The sequence below is a fragment of the Bacillus sp. G402 genome, from assembly GCF_051172515.1.
Lineage (GTDB): Bacteria > Bacillota > Bacilli > Bacillales > Bacillaceae > Bacillus > Bacillus altitudinis.
In genome coordinates this window covers 566,135-582,425 of the sequence record NZ_JBPIZC010000002.1, presented here as the reverse complement: position 1 = coordinate 582,425, position 16,291 = coordinate 566,135, and the positions used below count along the sequence as shown (strand labels likewise).

Here is a 16,291-nt window from a genome sequence, read left to right as displayed (position 1 = left end):
AAGCAAACAAAAAGTTTGATAAGATAGAAATATGTTACATTTTTATGACTTTTTAAAATAATATCACAATTCGTCTGGTTCATATAACTAAATTTGTGTTGAAAGGAAGATCAGATCATGAACCCTTCTGTTAAAACGAAACGACGCATACACCAATATCGCAAAGGTCAAATGACATGTAAAACAGATGAAGTTGTAGAAGAATTCCCTTTAACCGTGCTGGTGAATGGTGAAGAGTTTGTCACACTCGTTTGTTCACCGGATCATTTGAAAGAATTGGTGATCGGTTTTTTAGCTTCAGAAGGAGTCATTCGATTTGAAAAAGAGATTAAAAGGTTTACAATAGATGAAAGTATGGGTTTTGCATATGTTGACTTACATCACACAACTCAGTTCCAATCCTCAGATTTTACAAAACGAGTGATCGGATCTTGCTGTGGGAAAGGAAGACATTTTTATTTTCTCCAAGATGTGAAGACGGCAAAAACAGCCATTGACCGAATCAGTATTTCTGCTGAAACTTGTATTCATTTAATGAAATGTTTACAGGAGGAAAGTCAGTTATTTCAACATACTGGTGGTGTCCATAATGCTGGACTGTGTGATACAGAAAAGCTATTCATCACTAGGACGGATATAGGACGGCATAATGCGTTGGATAAAATCTATGGATATTGTTTACTTCATAAAATCCCACTGAGAGATAAAATCCTTGTATTTAGCGGCCGGATATCATCTGAAGTTCTGTTGAAGGCAGCAAAATTAGGAGTATCAATCGTCATATCAAAATCAGCTCCTACTGAGTTAGCACTTAAAATGGCAGAAGAATTAAATATAACAACAGTTGGGTTCGTAAGAGGAGAATCTTTTAATATCTATACTCATCATCAGCGTATTACAGAATAGGAGGCTAAGTATGGTCAGTATTTTGGATAAAAGACATCGACCATTGCGCGATTTAAGAATATCCGTAACAGATCGCTGTAATTTTAGATGTACGTACTGTATGCCTGCTGAAATCTTTGGACCAGATTATCCTTTTTTAGATAAAGAAGAGCTGCTTAGCTTCGAGGAAATTGAACAACTTGCTGCGCTTTTTGCAAAGGAATTAGGTGTGGTGAAATTACGTATTACGGGCGGTGAACCTTTAATGCGTAAAGATTTGCCCGTTTTGATAGAAAAACTCGCAAAAATTCCAGGTATTGAAGACATCGCGATGACAACCAATGGAACGCTGTTACCTTTGTACGCAGATAAGCTAAAGAAAGCAGGTCTGAATAGAGTCACCATTAGTTTAGATTCTTTAAATCCAGATCGTTTTAAACAGATGAATGGAAGACAAATTTCTATCCAAAAAGTATTTGATGGGATAGAGGCTGCAAAAAAAGCCGGACTTGCTATTAAGATCAATATGGTTGTCCAAAAAGGTGTGAATGATCAAGATATCTTACCAATGGCAGCCTATTTTAAAAAAGAAGGACACATTCTACGATTTATTGAATTCATGGATGTTGGCAATACGAACAAATGGAATCTCAAGCATGTATATACGAAAAAAGAGATTATGGAGCTAATTCATTCAAAATACCCTATCAAACCAGAACCCCCTCGATATCAAGGTGAAGTAGCCAAGCGTTATTTTTATGAGGATGGGTCAGGAGAGATTGGCATTATTTCTTCCGTTTCAGATGCTTTTTGTGGATCGTGTAATAGAGCTAGACTATCTGCACGTGGCGAATTATTCACCTGTCTTTTTGCATCATCGGGCTTTGATCTGAGACGATTCATCCGTAATTCAGAAAATGATGAATATCTAGTGAACATATTGAAGGAACTTTGGTCAAACAGACAGGATCAATATTCAGCTGAGAGAGAGCAAAAGGAAGATCAGAAAAAAGTTGAGATGTCCTACATCGGCGGGTAATGACAACAAAGTATCATGATCATCGATTTTTGAAAAGAAGAGAAAATGCTATAATCACTGTTGAAAATCTTCTTTTAACATCAGGACAATTTTTCCTATAAGGCTCGGTCCCATAAAAAAACAGCAGAGATTCTGCTGTTTTTTAAAATGCTATTTTATACCTCAAAAATTGACGGAATAAGGATGAAAAAGAGACTTTTATTCATTTTGTCCTGCTTTACATTGACAGGAACTATGCTAAGATCAAATCAATCTTTACCAACTCGATTTTTTCACTCCTGGAATCTGTCCTTTATAGGCAAGCTCACGAAAAGCAATTCGAGACATTTTAAATTTTCTCAAGTAACCTCTAGGACGGCCAGTTAATTCACAGCGGTTTTTTAAGCGAGTGGGTGAAGAGTCTCTAGGTAGTTTTTGCAAAGCTTCATAGTCACCTTTTTCTTTTAGCTCTTTCCTTAATTGTGCATATTTCAAAACGAGCTGCTGCCGCTTTTTTTCTTTTGCTATTTTTGATTTCTTTGCCATTTAAAACCCTCCTGGTTTAAGTGTGTATGTTCCATTGAAAGGGGTCTTCAAACGTTGTCCAATCTTGATCAAATTCTTCAGGTGTGAGTAAGCATTGATCTAGTGTACGAATAATATCTGCTTTAGGTAAATCTACACCGATAAAGACAAGTTTTGTATGTCGATCACCAAACTCTGCATCCCACTCATCTAGAATGTCTGGTTCCTGATTTAAGATCCGTGATCGTTCTTGCTCAGGCAAGGCAGCAATCCAGTATGCGATTGGTTCAATTGCAACAGATTTTCCGGCTTGTGAAATTAAAATGGTTAAATCATGATGTGTCGCTAGCCATGTAAATCCTTTCGCTCGAACAATCTGCTCTGGCATTTGATCTAACCATGCATTCAGTCTGCCAGTATGAAAAGGAAGCCTTCTTTCATAAACAAAAGATGAGATTTGGTATTCTTCTGTTTCAGGCGTATGCTGAGAGTGTCCAGCATTGATTTCTTTGATCCAGCCCGCAGAAGCACTAGATTTTTCAAAATCGAATAAACCAGTATTCAAAATATCACTAGGCTGTACGTTACCTTTAGAGGTTCTAATAATGGCTGCTTCTGGTTGAAGTTTGGTTAGCACGTGCTCAAGCCGATCTAGTTCTGATGCCGATACAAGATCACATTTATTGATAATGAGCACATCACAAAATTCAATTTGATCAATAAGTAAATCGGAGATCTCTCGTTCATCATCATCTGAAACTGCTTCTTTACGATCCAATAAACTTTCTCCTGACTGGAAATCTGTCCAGAAACGGTTTGCATCTACCACCGTTACCATCGTGTCTAATCTGCAAAAACGTGTCAAATCTATGCCCATTTCTTCATCAATGTAAGAGAAAGTTTGAGCGACAGGAATTGGTTCACTAATACCTGTAGATTCAATGACAATATAATCGATATTCCCAGCCTTACAAAGGCGTTCTACTTCAATTAATAAATCTTCTCTCAATGTGCAACAAATACAACCATTAGATAGTTCAACCAGTTTCTCATCTGATCGAGAGAGTTCTCCGCCTTGCTTAACTAATTCTGCATCAATATTTATTTCGCTCATGTCATTGACAATAACAGCTACTTTTAGCCCTTTACGATTCTGTAGAACATGATTTAATATCGTGGTTTTTCCAGCTCCTAAAAAACCGCTTAAAACTGTGACAGGTATTCTTTTATCCATTTGTTTTAGTCCTCTTGAACATGCTCATTTTGTATGCCGCCTCACTTATATAGTAATGATTACGATTTAAATTTTAAAATTATTTTGTTTCCCGATGAAGGGTGTATTTCTTTAATCGTGGAGAATATTTTTTTAACTCCAATCGGTCTGGGTTCGTTCGTTTATTTTTTGTAGTGATATAGTTTCTGTCACCTGTTTCAGTACAGGCTAAGGTGATTTTCACGCGCATAATTGCTATAATCCTCCTTTATTTCGTAATGATTACGATTTGTATTTTAAAATGATAAAGGCTGATTGTCAAGTTTAGTATCAAGTCTATGCCAACTCAAATAAAAAAGGGGTATCGTATTTCATTGATACCCCTTTTCATTAATAAAAGTCACCAAGTTCTTCTTCGTAATAATCTTCGTACTGTTGGACATCGGTAGGAAGCTCTTGGAGAAAGGCTAGCCCGCCTAGTATAAACATTAAAACGATAGCGATGAATGAGAGAATAACTGCGGCAATACTTGAAATCGCAAACAGTGTTTGCATTTTCATCATCTTAGCATATTGTTCCAATAATTCTTCGTAAGAAGTATGAGGCGCTTGAATCAATTGTTCAGCAGCTTTCACGGATTTTTGGACATGAATTCCCATCATAATCAGAAAAACGCCAATGGCAGCAGGAAGAACAAGCCAAAACCCACTGAGGATGGATAGACCACCTGAAATATAAAGAAAGATGCTCCCAACCTTTCCCCACTTTGTTATTGAATGAAGAGATTGAATGATTTTCTCAGTTTGTTGCAATTGTGTTCACTCCTTTATGTATTCACTCTATATCATACTTGAGCAAGTAGTACTTTAGGAAGAGTGAATTGACCTTTTTTCTATCTTTCATTTACTTTTTATGGATAAATAAATTATTTTTGAATAAGAAAAAAGTAGCAATTACTACAATTCTAATCGATAAATTTTGTCATAAATAAGAAAAGTAGTTTGAAATAATTAGAAAATTTATCAAAATATGTTGTTAGTTGTCTATTAATTGGTTATTATTGTATTGTATTACCATAAAAATTGGAAGGTGGAATTCATATGTTAGATCGAATTTTAAACAAAATGACCAATGTTCAACCTGCAGCTGCTAGATGTATTTTGCAAAGATTGGTAACCTCTTGCCAATCAGCACCAACTTGTTTCCTTCAAGGCGTTGGAACTTTCCGTTACTATGTGGATCGTGACACAGGTGAGATTTGTACTAGCCAAGAACGCGTTAAATGTGGCTGCTAAATTTAAGTATCTTATTTATTAGGGTGTGAACGCATGAGCATAACTCCAATTTCATTAGTAACAAATGCTATGCAGACGTCAAATAAGCGTCAAGCTGGCCATACATCAAATTCTTTTTTGACCCAAGCAGCGCAAATTGTTCAAGGCGACCATTCTCCAGAAGAGAGAAAGGCGTTATTTCAACAACTGACTTTAGTTCAGCAAGGAAAAGATTTAGAGCTTCATGTTTCTAAATTAAAGGAACTAGAGAAAGAGGTTCAAAAAGAGGGGGCTTCTTCTGTTACTGTGAATCAGCACGGTGATCAAGTTGACATTTCAAATGAAGCTCGCAGTGAGTTTGAACAAGCTGAGGAACAAACATCCGCTTCAAGCGAAGCTAATGATATCGCTGCAGAGGAAAAAGGGAAGGATGTTCAGCCAAATTCACAATAATAAAAAATGAGGCATGTGTTTGATGCTCTTCACATGCCTCATTTATCTTTAGTTTGCAGCTAGTCTTGAATAAAGACCGTCTGGAAAAGGTGCTGCATATGAGATGGTATCATTGTCTTCTACCATGATGTAGAACGGAAACTCCTGAATTTGGAATGCGTTTATCAATTGTTCGTCTACCGGAATAATTCGCAAGTTTGTTTCGTTATCACGATATAATTCTTGGTCCTTTTTTTGCCCGTTTTTCAACAAAATACTCAATGAAACGTTTAGTTTACGCTGCTTTTTTGTTTCTAGGAATTGTTCGAGTGATGGAATGCAGTGCGGACATGCTGTGTCAGTGAAGATCAGTAATTGTTGTGTACGATTTGTTTGCAGCAGATCATTCATGTGAATGGGTGATGGCTGTTCGAGAAGTGGATGCGCAAGTTTCTGCCCCACGTGTTCTATAGGTAAGATGATAAGCTGCATCTGTTGTTTTAAATAGATGATAATTCCAGCCGTTAATAGAAGGCTGCAAATCATAAGAGCGAGCTGTAAAAGAAAAATTGAATTCATCGTATATCGTCCTCTCAAAGTGAAGTTAAGCAAAGCTATCATATTATAAATATCAAAAATATGTCAATTATACTAAATGGTGTAAGGTGGAGCATCTCATGAGTACAGTGAACCATTGTTTATATGCAATCTCCTATACTTGGAAAAAAAGTCGTTCTTATCTTCTTTTAACTTTGTTCATTCAAATGATCGTTGGTTTTATGCCTTTGGCTAGTGTCTGGATTATTCAAACTTTGATTAATGAAATTATTTTATTTATGACGTCTTCAGGTGACATTCAAAAGGTTTTGTGGTTATTTGGACTGCAAATGGTCATTGTGATTTTAGGATATGGGCTTCAATTCATTCTTCAGCTTAGTCAACAGAAAGCGACAAATCTGATTGGTCTGCATTTGAAAGGTGAATTGCTTCAAAAAGCGATAAGACTACCGTTTATTACGTTTGAGCACCCGTCCTTTTACAATGAAAGTCAACGTGTGATGAACAGTCATCAGCATGTTCTCAGTATGGTGAGAAGTATTTTTACAATGATGAGCGCGTTGATTACTGTTGTATCACTTCTTATCTATATGATCGGTATTCATTGGGGCTTAGCGGTCATATTGTTCTTGTTTACCTTGCCTGTATTATGGATTGAACTTTTCTTTGGAGGCGCACGTTATCGATTAAATCGTTTGTTAACGGCTAATGATCGAAGAGAAATGTATGTGTCTGATCTCGTCGCACAGCGAGATTCTTTAAAGGAAGTTCGTTTATATGGAATAGGGAATTATCTTCTTCAAAAGTGGAGAGGTCACTACATTAAAAGTGCAGATGAAAAATATAATTTGCTGAAACGCCAAGTGCGCTGGGAGATGGCAGGCGGGTTGCTCATGACATTGGCCTATGTGTGCTGTGGTTTATTGATTGTCTTTCTTATTTTTCAAAAAAAATTAGCAGCGGGTACGTTTGTTGCAGTGCTACAAGCTGTACAAAACATTCAAAGTGGGTTTCAAGATTTAACAAGGGAATGTTCTAGTTTATATGAAACAAGCCTATATGTTGATGAAATGAGAGCTTTTCAAAAGAGAGAAGAGGAAATGCATGAACAGACGGAAGAGGCAGCGTCGCTTGAGGGAATTGAGCATATCCAGTCCATTACATTAGACAATCTCTCTTTTACTTATCCGAATATGAAAAAACCAGCGATTGAGCATATTCATTTTCATATGAATAAAGGTGAGCGAATTGCATTAGTAGGAGATAATGGATCCGGTAAAACCACTTTAATCAAATGTTTAACCGGCTTATACGATCCAGATCAACAGAATATGCACAAAGTCAATGGAGAGGATATTTCCACCATCCATAAAAAGACCTATCATGCGAGAATGGCTGTTCTTTTTCAAGATTTTATGAAGTACGAATTCACTGTGAGAGAAAACATAGGGTTTGGCCGTATTGATGATATAGAAGAGGAAGAGCGGTTGATTTCAGCCGCCCGCCAAGCAGGTATAGAGAAAAGAATTAATCAAATGGAAGACACATATGATGCGCAGCTAGGTCGCTTTTTTGAAGAGGGACATGAATTGTCTGGCGGACAATGGCAAAAGCTTGCGATGGCGAGAACCTTCTTTAGAGAAAGTGATTTTATTATTTTAGATGAACCGACCTCTGCTCTCGATCCATTGTCGGAGATCTCGCTCATTCGAAAGTTATTCGATCATACGCAGGATCAAGGGGTTTTGTTTATTACACATCGTATGGGAGCGGCCCGCTTAGCAGACCGTATCATCGTCATGAAAGATGGTGCTTTCATAGAAGAGGGCAACCATGATGAACTGATGGCGTTGCACGGAGAGTACAGAAGGCTTTACGAGGCACAATCTCAACTATTTCAACAAAAGGAGATGGTGTAAGGTGAGTGTCTTTTATTTCATAGGCGTCTATTTACTAGGGATCATTTTTGCGGGTGCATGGCTCGATAAAGCAAGGAAACAGAAGGCACATGTCCAGCAGATCAATGCTTATCGGTTGTTGCCGCCTTCTTTTGCGGCACCTATGTTTTATTTATTTTTGTTGATTGAATTGGTTTGTACGGTTCATTTGTTTATATGGAACATGTCTGTCCTGCCTGCAATTGGCCTTACAGCCCTGTTATGTATTTATACTGGAGCGGTTACGTTCAATTTAATGAGGGGGCATCGTGATATTTCGTGCGGTTGTGGAGGATTACTGGAAAACGATCGCCTGCATTGGGGGATTGTGATTCGTAATCTGCTGATGCTTACTCTTGTGGCTGGGTTATTTTATGTACATCCTAGTGTTGAAATGATTTCATTGCGGTTGAAAATGATTTGTTTTCTCATTGCAGCGGCTGTCTGTTTGATCATAGCGGTCAGCCAAGAAATTGTACTATTGAAGCGAAAGTGGATCGACTCATTCCAGATTGCAGATGGATCAATAATAGAAGGAGATAAAATGAAATGACAGATATTTTATTAATCATTGTGTTATTAATTGTCATTGCCCAGCTGGCTGTCGTTTTTTTGCTTGCACGTTTTATCGGGAGATTTATGAATAAAATAAAGTCCCTTGATGGAATTGAATTGAAGGAAGCGGATATTGGTGACCCGGCTCCGTTATTTCGCAGTTATTCGCATGTAGGTGAAAAGGTGATCTTGAAGGAGTATTTGCAAAATGGGCGAGCTGTGATGCTGTTATTTGTGAATTCTACTTGTATGACTTGTAAAAGTATTTTGTCTGATGTGCAGCCTCAAACTTCACATGATGATGCTCATGTGATTGTTATTAATGGAGATGAACAAGCCGATGATGCTTCGCTTCTTCAATTGCTGCCGGAGCAAGCTGTTTATATGCGCTCATCACAAATTATGGAGTTGTATGGGGTAACAGTTGTTCCACAAGCGCTTCTGATTGATGAACATGGTATCATTCTGAAAAGAAAATCGCTTCAAAATGCGAAGCAATTTGAGCAGTTGGTGCATGCTTCATAAAAAAAGCGTCTCTTTCTTCAAGAGACGCTCAGTTTATAATTCTTTTCCTAAAATATCTAAGTCGTACCGATTGCCGTCCATTTCTGCGATGCGTGGCAAATGTCCCCAAGTCTCAAATCCGTGCTTCTTAAATAATTTGATGCTGGCTTCGTTGTGGCCGAAAATAAAGGCAAGTAACGTTCGGATGCCTAATGAGGGTGCCAATTCGAGCGCCTCTTGTAAGAACAGTGACCCTAAACCTTTTCCTCGATAGTTTTGGTTCAAGTAAATACTCATTTCAACAGTACCGTTGTATGCAGGTCTCCCGTAAAACGTTTCAAAACTGAGCCAGCCGTAGATATTTCCTTCCTCATCTGTTTTCACATAGAGAGGACGTTTCTCTGAATGATTCAAAAACCACTGACGGCGGTCTTCTACTGTAACAGGTTCTGTATCGGCCGTTACTTCTCTTGAAGCAATCGTTGAATTGTAGATATCGACGATCTCTTTGAGGTCATCTTCTGTTGCCATGCGGTTGAAAGTTTTCACCATATGTACCCCCATCTTTTTTCATTCATCATACATATTATTGATGCGATTGCGCAAAATAAAAAGAAAAATGATTTCGTGTGTATATATTTTTTGAAAAGTGTTCAGAATGTTGCTGAGGTGATGAAAAATGAGAGAGGAAGAAAAGAAACGTACTTCCAAAATCACAAAAGTTCAGCAATTTTTCCGTAAGCGCTGGGTATTCCCTGCTATTTACTTGGTCAGCGCAGCGGTCGTGTTAACAGCCGTTCTTTGGTATCAAGCTGTATCGAAAGATGTGAAAGACCAATTATCTGATGGAAATCAAACAGGACAAGAACAGCGTGATGATGCCGTTGAAGTTGGAAAGCCAATTGAAAATGTTGCTATGCCGGTCCAGAATTCTGAGAATGTTTCTGTCGTGAAAAAGTTCTATGAAGCAGATGCTGATCAAAAAGAAAAAGAAGCAGCACTTGTAAACTATAATAACACCTATACCTTAAGCAAAGGTATTGATCTTGCAGATAAAGATGGCAAAGTGTTTGATGTCACAGCTGCTCTTAGTGGAACAGTCGTTCAGGCGAAAAAAGATCCAGTTCTCGGTCACGTTGTTGAAATTGAACATGAAGATGGATTGTCTACTGTTTATCAATCATTGTCTCAAGTGAGTGTAAAAGAAGGCGATGAAGTGAAACAGAATGATGTCATCGGGGCTTCTGGTAAGAATCTATATGGTGCTGAAAGCGGCAACCATGTTCACTTTGAAATTCGTATGGAAGGTTTAGCGCTTAATCCACTTAGCTTCATTGATAAGCCTGTTTCTTCCATTGAAAAAGCAGCGCAAGAAGTGACGGAAGAAGCAAAAGAACCTGCTCAGCCAAAAGCTGATGACAAAATGAAGGAACCTGCTGCTGACGATAAGGCAAAAGAGCCGACTGAAGAAAAATCTGAAGATAAGTCTGATGAGAAGGGGAAATCCTCTGATCAAGAAAAGTCTTCAGATTCCTCTAAAGACCGCAGTCAGTCAGAAGAAACAAAACAATCTTAATGTCATGTCAGATCCTCTGTGTAGATAAATGCACAGAGGTTTTTTTCTGTCTTTAAAAAAACCTCCGCCATATGGCGGAGGGGATGCTATAAGGCGGCAGGTCCTTCTTCACCTGTCCGAATGTTGATTGTATTTTCTATCTCATATATAAAAATCTTCCCATCCCCTGGTTCGCCTGTACGAAGTACCTTTTGAGCCGTTTCCACGACCTGTTCAACAGGTACTTTGCTTAAGACGATTTCAATCTTTAAACGTTCGTACACATTGCTTTCCTTTTTGACGCCACGGTATAGTTCCGTATGTCCCTTTTGTAATCCGCAGCCGTGCACATTGGAAAAGGTAATCGAGGTGACACCAATCTTTCCAAGCTCCACCTTTAATGTTTCAAAATTAGCTGGACGTGTGACAATCTCCACTTTATACATTTTGCTCATAGAGACACCCCTTTTTTCTTTAATCTTGATATGCTTTTTCGCCGTGCATCGTTAAATCAAGACCGACTGATTCTTCTTCTTCAGTTGCGCGGATCTTGAAGAAGATGTTGACGACTTTGATGATCACGTATGTGACAACTGCAACAAAGACGTATGTGGCCACGATGGCGACAACTTGTTTCCAAAGTAAGCTTGGATCGCCGTAAAATAAGCCGTTGGCTCCGCCATCATTGACAGATGTAGTGGCGAAAAGGCCTGTAGCAATGCCTCCCCACGTACCGCCGATTCCGTGGAGACCGAATGCATCCAGTGCATCGTCATAGCCGAACTTGGCTTTGAGTGAATAGACGCCCCAGAAACAAACGATTCCGCCGATGATTCCGATGATGATCGAAGCGAATGGTGTGACAAAACCTGCGGCAGGTGTAATCGCTACTAGGCCTGCAATGGCGCCAGAGATTGCACCTAGCATCGTTGGTTTTTTGTTGATCATCCATTCGACTAACAGCCAGCCGATGATTCCTGCAGCAGCTGCTGTATTCGTGTTAATAAAGGCATACATGGCGACACTATCTAATGTGAGGGCACTTCCTACGTTAAACCCAAACCAGCCAAACCAAATCACAGCTCCGCCAAGAAGTGTGTAGATCAAGTTATGCGGAGAAGAGTTTGCCACTTCTTTTCGCTTCCCGAGAACAATGGCTACGACTAGACCAGCCACACCGGATGATATGTGGACGACGTTTCCACCGGCGAAGTCAAGTGCTCCCATTTCGCCAATCCAGCCGCCACCCCATACCCAGTGTGCGACTGGAGCGTATACAAATGTGACCCAAAGGAGTGTAAACACGACCACCGCTGAGTAACGAATACGTTCAGCGAAGGCACCAGAGATAATGGCTGTTGTGAGGACGGCAAAGGTCATTTGGAACATCATGAACAATGAATGTGGAATCGTATCACTATATGAACCAGGTTCAAAGCCAACGCCTTTTAGTCCAACCCAGTCAAAGCCTCCGATCCATGCATTGCCTGGCGCAAAGGCCAGTGAATAGCCAAACACGATCCAGACGATAGAGACAATGGCTAGTGAGGTTAAGCTGTGCATTGTCGTACTTAACACGTTTTTACTTCTCACAAGTCCTCCGTAGAATAAGGCTAAACCCGGTGTCATTAACCACACGAGTAGTGCGCAGAAGAACATAAATACTGTATCACCCATTTGCATGCTGCATTCCCCCGAATCATTCAGAATTAATAGATTTCTTAATTCTTCATTATAGAGAGAAAAGTCATATATAACATATTCATGTAAGTTTATCTAACATGGTTTTTTGGTCATTATCAATATAAATGGATGAAAAGTTCGTAAAAAATGAGAATAAACGTGTATGAACGACGAAAAATAAAGGGCGTTTGACCTATAAAATCGAACTGAGAAACAATTTGGTTCGCTCCTCTTGAGGAGAATCAAATAATTCTGATGGGGTACCTTGTTCGACAATTCGTCCTTCATGCATATAAACAACTCGGTCAGCTACTTCTTTTGCGAAGCCCATTTCATGAGTGACGATGACCATTGTCATGCCTTCTTTGGCAAGACTTTTCATGGTTTGCAGCACTTCGCCTACAAGCTCTGGGTCCAGCGCAGAAGTAGGCTCGTCAAATAACATGACATCGGGCTTCATGGCGAGAGCTCGTGCGATGGCAACGCGCTGTTTTTGACCGCCTGATAGCTTTGAAGGGTACACTTTTGCTTTATCCGCTAGTCCGACTTTCTCTAATAAGATATTGGCTTCAGTTATCGCTTGTGCTTTCTTTGTTTTTTTCACCATGACCGGTGCTTCGATGATGTTTTCAAGCACGGTTTTGTGCGGGAAGAGATTAAAATGCTGAAACACCATGCCTATTTTCTGCCTCATTTCATTTAATTGATCTCGTTTTGGATGAACGGGACTGCCATCAATGATGATCTGACCGTCATTTTTTATTTCTAAAAAATTCATACAACGGAGCAAGGTGCTTTTCCCAGAGCCGCTTGCACCAATTAAGACGACGACATCATTTTCATATACAGTGAGATCGATATCTTTTAAGACATGCAGCTCTCCAAAGTATTTATTCAGTTTTTCAACACGAATGATCTCTTTTGATTCTGTCATGCTTCTCCTCCTAATGATCACTGACTGAAAGTTTCTTCTCAACGGTTTGCACAGCGAATGTTAACAGCAGGACAAGAACTAAGTAATAGACAGCCACGACAAGTAAGTACGTCATGTTGTCAAAACTGTTGGAACCTTGAGTGGTGGCGATGTTAAAGAGTTCATTGACGCTGATGAAGGCGGCAAGTGATGAATCTTTTAAGCCGATAATAAACTGATTGCCGAGAGGGGGGAGGGCACGCCGCATCGCTTGCGGGAGAATGATACGTCTCATGGTTAGAAATCGCCCCATGCCAAGAGAACGTCCTGCTTCTTTTTGACCTTGATCGATTGATTGAATCGCACCTCTAAATATTTCTGCTATATAGGCACCGTTATGGAAGGCAAGCGCAATAGAGGCTGCCCAAAAGTCGGGTATATTTAATTCTGTCAGCCCAAAATACAGGATAAAAATCTGCACAATGAGTGGTGTCCCGCGTACAAGGAAGATATAGGCATTTGCGATATAACCGAAAACGGCTACGCGGGATATTTTTAGTAAGGCAAAGAAAAGCCCGATGAACATGCCGATGAAAATACTGATGACAGTGAGTTGTAAGGTGAGCAGCATTCCTTCTAAGAAAACGCCTCTAGAATCAATCAGCGTTTGAAAAAAGTGTGATAAGGTAGGCAAAACAATCATCTCCATTTGAAGAAAGTGCGCCTAGAGAAAGGCGCACAATCGTGGTTTTAATCCTGTTTGACGGTAATATCTTCGTCAAAATACTTTTCGCTAATTTGTCTTAATGTTCCGTCTTTTTTGAGTGCATCAATCGCATCGTTGATTTCTTTTATGAGCTCTTTATTGTCTTTAGAGACAGCGATTGCTTGCTCACTTTGCCCGAGTCTTTCTTGTGCTTCAATTTTAAGTTTTTTCTTCATGGCTTCTGCACCTGTGGCAAAATCAGTGACGACCGCATCGTGTTTGCCGTTGGCTAGTGCTTCTAAAGCGACAACATCACTGTCGTAATATTTTGGTTCCTGCCCGCTATGTTCTTTGGCAATATCCGCATAGGACGAACCTTTAGAGACAGCGATTTCTTTGTCTTTTAAGTCATCTGCACTGTGAATGTCTGCGCCGGGTCTTGTGAAGATTTGCGGACCGGAGTAGTAATACGGTTGAGAAAAAAGGACGTGTTTTTTTCGTTCCTCGTTGATGGTATGACTTGCAACGGCCGCATCAAATTTACCTGCTTTGACGCCTTCGACGATGCCTGCGAATTTATATTTTTTCTGTACAGGCTCTAGGCCCATCTTGTCACTAATCGCATTGCCGACATCAATATCAAAGCCGGACATTTGGTTTCCATCCATGTAACTGAATGGGTGGAATTCACCTGATGCTGCAAAAATAAATTTCCCATCTTCCAAAATCGGCGACCCTTTCGCTGTAGAATTACGTTTATCTCCGTTCCCATTTGTTTCATTTGAACCGCACGAAGACAGAAGTAATACTGCAACCGAGAAAAGGGCTGGGACCCAAAACCGTCTTTTTTTAATAATAAGCTTCTCCTCCTTTTCAGCCGTTCTCCGTATAAGGAGAAAGTAGGCTTTTAAATATGTGTAGCATCTTACCATTTGTTCCTCATATTCTCAATTTTATATGCGCTTTTCCAACACTTGCCCTTTTTAGAATGTATGTCTTGCTTTTCGGAGAGAGAACTTGAATTGCTAAGGGTAAAAAAGGGAAATGAATCTCATAATAACGAGGAGATAGACAAAGAACGTGTATGTCAAAAGAAGGGGGCGGGTGTATGATCAAATGGAAAAACAACCGAAAAGTCTTTTTAACGGCGATTGCTTTTGGCACGATGTTAAATCCACTGAATTCCTCGATGATTTCTTTAGCCTTGCATCAAATTCAGCATGAGTTCGGTTTGTCATTTACGACGGTATCTTGGCTCATTTCAACCTTTTATTTGGCTAGTGCGGTCACGCAGCCGGTGAGTGGACGAATTGGAGATCATGTGATGAGCCGGAGAACTTTATTTTTATTTGGACTAGTTCTAGTGGCAGTCTCAGCCATTTGTGCGCCGTTTGCCCCGACTTTTGCGGTGCTGATTGTGATCCGGCTTCTTCAGGCGATTGGAAGTAGTGCGATCTATCCTTCAGGTGTTGGACTGATTCGGGATCATGTGAAGGAACGACAAGCTTCTGCTTTAGCGGTATTGTCCATCTTTGCTTCAGCGATGACAGCACTCGGGCCGACACTTGGCGGGTTTTTGATGACGATCGGCAGCTGGCCGGCGATCTTTTTAGTGAATCTGCCATTCATATTGATTAGTTTTTTTCTAGGCCTTTCCTTGTTTCCTAAGGAGAAGAAGAAAAAATTGCGTATTGGAGACACTGTCCGAAAGCTTGATTTGCCAGGGATGTTTCTATTTACAGTTTGTATTGTCCTTTTGCTTTCTTTTTTATTATCACTATCTGATGGTATTCAGTATGTGCAGGGCATTCTCTGTCTTGTGAGTGCGGGTGCTTTTATATGGTGGGAGCATCAGGTGGATGAGCCATTTATCCAAATTCGGATGTTCAGGCAGGAGAAACGGCTTTCACTTGTGTATGTGCAATTTATCATTTTAAATATTTTCTTCTATTGCCTCTTTTTTGGCTTGCCAAGTTATTTTCAAGATGAATTGGGCTGGCGTGTGGAGATGACGGGCCTCTTTATGCTTTGCATGTCTGGCGTGAGCATAATGGTATCGCCGCTGACTGGCAAGTGGGTAGATCGCGGCGATGAACGGCATCCTGTTTTGGCAAGTGCTGTGCTGATGCTGGCCGGCGCTTCCGCCATGACTTTCTTTTTTATTCCTGCGCCATTCTGGGGGAAAGGACTGGTTCTTGCTTTGCTTGGACTCAGTTACGGGATTGGAAATGTTGCGCTTCAAGCTGCGATGTTAAAAGCGAGCCCTCAACAAATGATTGGCACGACCTCTGGGCTTTTTCAAACATGCAGGTACCTTGGTTCCATTCTATCATCTGCCGTGCTTGGCATGCTGTTTGGTGAGGAAATTGCAGGTTCTCATTTTGACCAATTAGGCTGGACATTGATCATGATTTCTCTTGTCGGCATTAGCGTCAGCCTTTATTTTTCGAGTATGGTCAGAGGAAAACAAACAATGAAAAAAGCGGCTGGGATAAAGTAGAAGAGAGGTCTTCCATACTTTATCGCAAGCCG

Annotated in this window: 19 protein-coding genes; 8 read left to right on the top strand and 11 right to left on the bottom strand. The window is 40.0% G+C overall.

The annotated features are described in order from the left end of the window. Positions 1–117 precede the first annotated feature (117 nt). Positions 118–906 (top strand): formate dehydrogenase accessory sulfurtransferase FdhD, encoded by a 789-nt coding sequence (gene fdhD / locus ACSBQP_RS11565; RefSeq protein ID WP_024718748.1) that lies wholly within the window; start codon positions 118–120, stop codon positions 904–906. 10 nt (positions 907–916) lie between these two features. Continuing rightward, positions 917–1,924, top strand: a complete 1,008-nt coding sequence (gene moaA / locus ACSBQP_RS11560) for a GTP 3',8-cyclase MoaA (RefSeq protein WP_435028430.1) — start codon at positions 917–919, stop codon at positions 1,922–1,924. Between the two features lie 255 nt (positions 1,925–2,179). Here moaA and rpsN read toward each other — a convergent pair whose 3' ends face one another. From rpsN to ACSBQP_RS11540, 4 genes are all read right to left on the bottom strand, one after another. Further along, positions 2,180–2,449, bottom strand: coding sequence for a 30S ribosomal protein S14 (rpsN, locus tag ACSBQP_RS11555; protein WP_008343369.1), 270 nt, complete (start codon positions 2,447–2,449; stop codon positions 2,180–2,182). 16 nt (positions 2,450–2,465) lie between these two features. Continuing rightward, positions 2,466–3,662: a GTP-binding protein gene (locus ACSBQP_RS11550; RefSeq protein ID WP_041091417.1), complete on the bottom strand. Its 1,197-nt coding sequence runs from the start codon at positions 3,660–3,662 to the stop codon at positions 2,466–2,468. A 79-nt stretch (positions 3,663–3,741) separates the two neighbouring features. After that, entirely contained in the window at positions 3,742–3,891 is a 150-nt protein-coding gene (gene rpmG / locus ACSBQP_RS11545; RefSeq protein ID WP_003214771.1) for a 50S ribosomal protein L33, read from the bottom strand. 140 nt (positions 3,892–4,031) lie between these two features. After that, complete coding sequence (locus tag ACSBQP_RS11540; RefSeq protein WP_393920059.1) at positions 4,032–4,454, bottom strand: DUF5362 family protein; 423 nt, start codon at positions 4,452–4,454, stop codon at positions 4,032–4,034. Positions 4,455–4,970: 516 nt separating this feature from the next. Between ACSBQP_RS11540 and ACSBQP_RS11535 the strand changes: the two genes are divergently transcribed. Next, entirely contained in the window at positions 4,971–5,369 is a 399-nt protein-coding gene (locus tag ACSBQP_RS11535; protein ID WP_435028429.1) for a hypothetical protein, read from the top strand. Between the two features lie 48 nt (positions 5,370–5,417). Here ACSBQP_RS11535 and ACSBQP_RS11530 read toward each other — a convergent pair whose 3' ends face one another. Further along, entirely contained in the window at positions 5,418–5,927 is a 510-nt protein-coding gene (locus ACSBQP_RS11530; RefSeq protein ID WP_017368198.1) for a hypothetical protein, read from the bottom strand. A 98-nt stretch (positions 5,928–6,025) separates the two neighbouring features. On the opposite strand from ACSBQP_RS11530, the gene ACSBQP_RS11525 reads away from it, so the two are divergent. The 3 genes from ACSBQP_RS11525 to ACSBQP_RS11515 are packed head-to-tail and all read left to right on the top strand — an operon-like array spanning position 6,026 to position 8,923. Then, positions 6,026–7,825 carry an ABC transporter ATP-binding protein gene (locus tag ACSBQP_RS11525; RefSeq protein ID WP_435028428.1) on the top strand — a complete coding sequence of 600 codons (1,800 nt, stop codon included), beginning with the start codon at positions 6,026–6,028 and terminating at the stop codon, positions 7,823–7,825. A 1-nt stretch (position 7,826) separates the two neighbouring features. Continuing rightward, the gene (locus tag ACSBQP_RS11520) at positions 7,827–8,396 is read left to right on the top strand and encodes a MauE/DoxX family redox-associated membrane protein (RefSeq protein WP_039962976.1); all 570 of its coding nucleotides are present in this window, start codon (positions 7,827–7,829) and stop codon (positions 8,394–8,396) included. Beyond that, a complete protein-coding gene (locus tag ACSBQP_RS11515; RefSeq protein WP_007497592.1) occupies positions 8,393–8,923 on the top strand; it encodes a TlpA family protein disulfide reductase in 531 nt (176 codons plus the stop codon). The genes ACSBQP_RS11520 and ACSBQP_RS11515 overlap by 4 nt, the downstream gene beginning before the upstream one ends. 33 nt (positions 8,924–8,956) lie before the next feature. On the opposite strand, the gene ACSBQP_RS11510 is transcribed toward ACSBQP_RS11515, so the two are convergent. Next, the gene (locus tag ACSBQP_RS11510; RefSeq protein ID WP_008343345.1) at positions 8,957–9,454 is read right to left on the bottom strand and encodes a GNAT family N-acetyltransferase; all 498 of its coding nucleotides are present in this window, start codon (positions 9,452–9,454) and stop codon (positions 8,957–8,959) included. Between the two features lie 127 nt (positions 9,455–9,581). On the opposite strand from ACSBQP_RS11510, the gene ACSBQP_RS11505 reads away from it, so the two are divergent. Then, entirely contained in the window at positions 9,582–10,478 is an 897-nt protein-coding gene (locus ACSBQP_RS11505; protein ID WP_008343344.1) for a M23 family metallopeptidase, read from the top strand. Positions 10,479–10,564: 86 nt separating this feature from the next. Here the strand turns inward: ACSBQP_RS11505 and ACSBQP_RS11500 are convergent, their stop codons facing one another. From ACSBQP_RS11500 to ACSBQP_RS11480, 5 genes are all read right to left on the bottom strand, one after another. Next, positions 10,565–10,912: a P-II family nitrogen regulator gene (locus tag ACSBQP_RS11500; protein WP_007497589.1), complete on the bottom strand. Its 348-nt coding sequence runs from the start codon at positions 10,910–10,912 to the stop codon at positions 10,565–10,567. Positions 10,913–10,931: 19 nt separating this feature from the next. Continuing rightward, complete coding sequence (locus ACSBQP_RS11495) at positions 10,932–12,140, bottom strand: ammonium transporter (protein WP_435028427.1); 1,209 nt, start codon at positions 12,138–12,140, stop codon at positions 10,932–10,934. Between the two features lie 193 nt (positions 12,141–12,333). Next, positions 12,334–13,074: an amino acid ABC transporter ATP-binding protein gene (locus tag ACSBQP_RS11490; protein ID WP_035389775.1), complete on the bottom strand. Its 741-nt coding sequence runs from the start codon at positions 13,072–13,074 to the stop codon at positions 12,334–12,336. 10 nt (positions 13,075–13,084) lie between these two features. Then, the gene (locus ACSBQP_RS11485; RefSeq protein WP_007497584.1) at positions 13,085–13,762 is read right to left on the bottom strand and encodes an amino acid ABC transporter permease; all 678 of its coding nucleotides are present in this window, start codon (positions 13,760–13,762) and stop codon (positions 13,085–13,087) included. 41 nt (positions 13,763–13,803) lie between these two features. Then, the gene (locus ACSBQP_RS11480; protein ID WP_144683479.1) at positions 13,804–14,691 is read right to left on the bottom strand and encodes a transporter substrate-binding domain-containing protein; all 888 of its coding nucleotides are present in this window, start codon (positions 14,689–14,691) and stop codon (positions 13,804–13,806) included. Positions 14,692–14,867: 176 nt separating this feature from the next. Between ACSBQP_RS11480 and ACSBQP_RS11475 the strand changes: the two genes are divergently transcribed. Next, the gene (locus ACSBQP_RS11475) at positions 14,868–16,259 is read left to right on the top strand and encodes an MFS transporter (RefSeq protein ID WP_435028426.1); all 1,392 of its coding nucleotides are present in this window, start codon (positions 14,868–14,870) and stop codon (positions 16,257–16,259) included. Positions 16,260–16,291: the final 32 nt, after the last annotated feature.

What these genes read in the sequence shown, in the direction of transcription:
- fdhD (WP_024718748.1), top strand. Translation starts at nt 118, where the DNA reads ATGAACCCTTCTGTTAAAACGAAACGACGCATACACCAATATCGCAAA.
- moaA (WP_435028430.1), top strand. Translation starts at nt 917, where the DNA reads ATGGTCAGTATTTTGGATAAAAGACATCGACCATTGCGCGATTTAAGA.
- rpsN (WP_008343369.1), bottom strand. Translation starts at nt 2,449, where the DNA reads ATGGCAAAGAAATCAAAAATAGCAAAAGAAAAAAAGCGGCAGCAGCTC.
- ACSBQP_RS11550 (WP_041091417.1), bottom strand. Translation starts at nt 3,662, where the DNA reads ATGGATAAAAGAATACCTGTCACAGTTTTAAGCGGTTTTTTAGGAGCT.
- rpmG (WP_003214771.1), bottom strand. Translation starts at nt 3,891, where the DNA reads ATGCGCGTGAAAATCACCTTAGCCTGTACTGAAACAGGTGACAGAAAC.
- ACSBQP_RS11535 (WP_435028429.1), top strand. Translation starts at nt 4,971, where the DNA reads ATGAGCATAACTCCAATTTCATTAGTAACAAATGCTATGCAGACGTCA.
- ACSBQP_RS11530 (WP_017368198.1), bottom strand. Translation starts at nt 5,927, where the DNA reads ATGAATTCAATTTTTCTTTTACAGCTCGCTCTTATGATTTGCAGCCTT.
- ACSBQP_RS11525 (WP_435028428.1), top strand. Translation starts at nt 6,026, where the DNA reads ATGAGTACAGTGAACCATTGTTTATATGCAATCTCCTATACTTGGAAA.
- ACSBQP_RS11515 (WP_007497592.1), top strand. Translation starts at nt 8,393, where the DNA reads ATGACAGATATTTTATTAATCATTGTGTTATTAATTGTCATTGCCCAG.
- ACSBQP_RS11510 (WP_008343345.1), bottom strand. Translation starts at nt 9,454, where the DNA reads ATGGTGAAAACTTTCAACCGCATGGCAACAGAAGATGACCTCAAAGAG.
- ACSBQP_RS11505 (WP_008343344.1), top strand. Translation starts at nt 9,582, where the DNA reads ATGAGAGAGGAAGAAAAGAAACGTACTTCCAAAATCACAAAAGTTCAG.
- ACSBQP_RS11500 (WP_007497589.1), bottom strand. Translation starts at nt 10,912, where the DNA reads ATGAGCAAAATGTATAAAGTGGAGATTGTCACACGTCCAGCTAATTTT.
- ACSBQP_RS11495 (WP_435028427.1), bottom strand. Translation starts at nt 12,140, where the DNA reads ATGCAAATGGGTGATACAGTATTTATGTTCTTCTGCGCACTACTCGTG.
- ACSBQP_RS11490 (WP_035389775.1), bottom strand. Translation starts at nt 13,074, where the DNA reads ATGACAGAATCAAAAGAGATCATTCGTGTTGAAAAACTGAATAAATAC.
- ACSBQP_RS11485 (WP_007497584.1), bottom strand. Translation starts at nt 13,762, where the DNA reads ATGGAGATGATTGTTTTGCCTACCTTATCACACTTTTTTCAAACGCTG.
- ACSBQP_RS11480 (WP_144683479.1), bottom strand. Translation starts at nt 14,691, where the DNA reads ATGGTAAGATGCTACACATATTTAAAAGCCTACTTTCTCCTTATACGG.
- ACSBQP_RS11475 (WP_435028426.1), top strand. Translation starts at nt 14,868, where the DNA reads ATGATCAAATGGAAAAACAACCGAAAAGTCTTTTTAACGGCGATTGCT.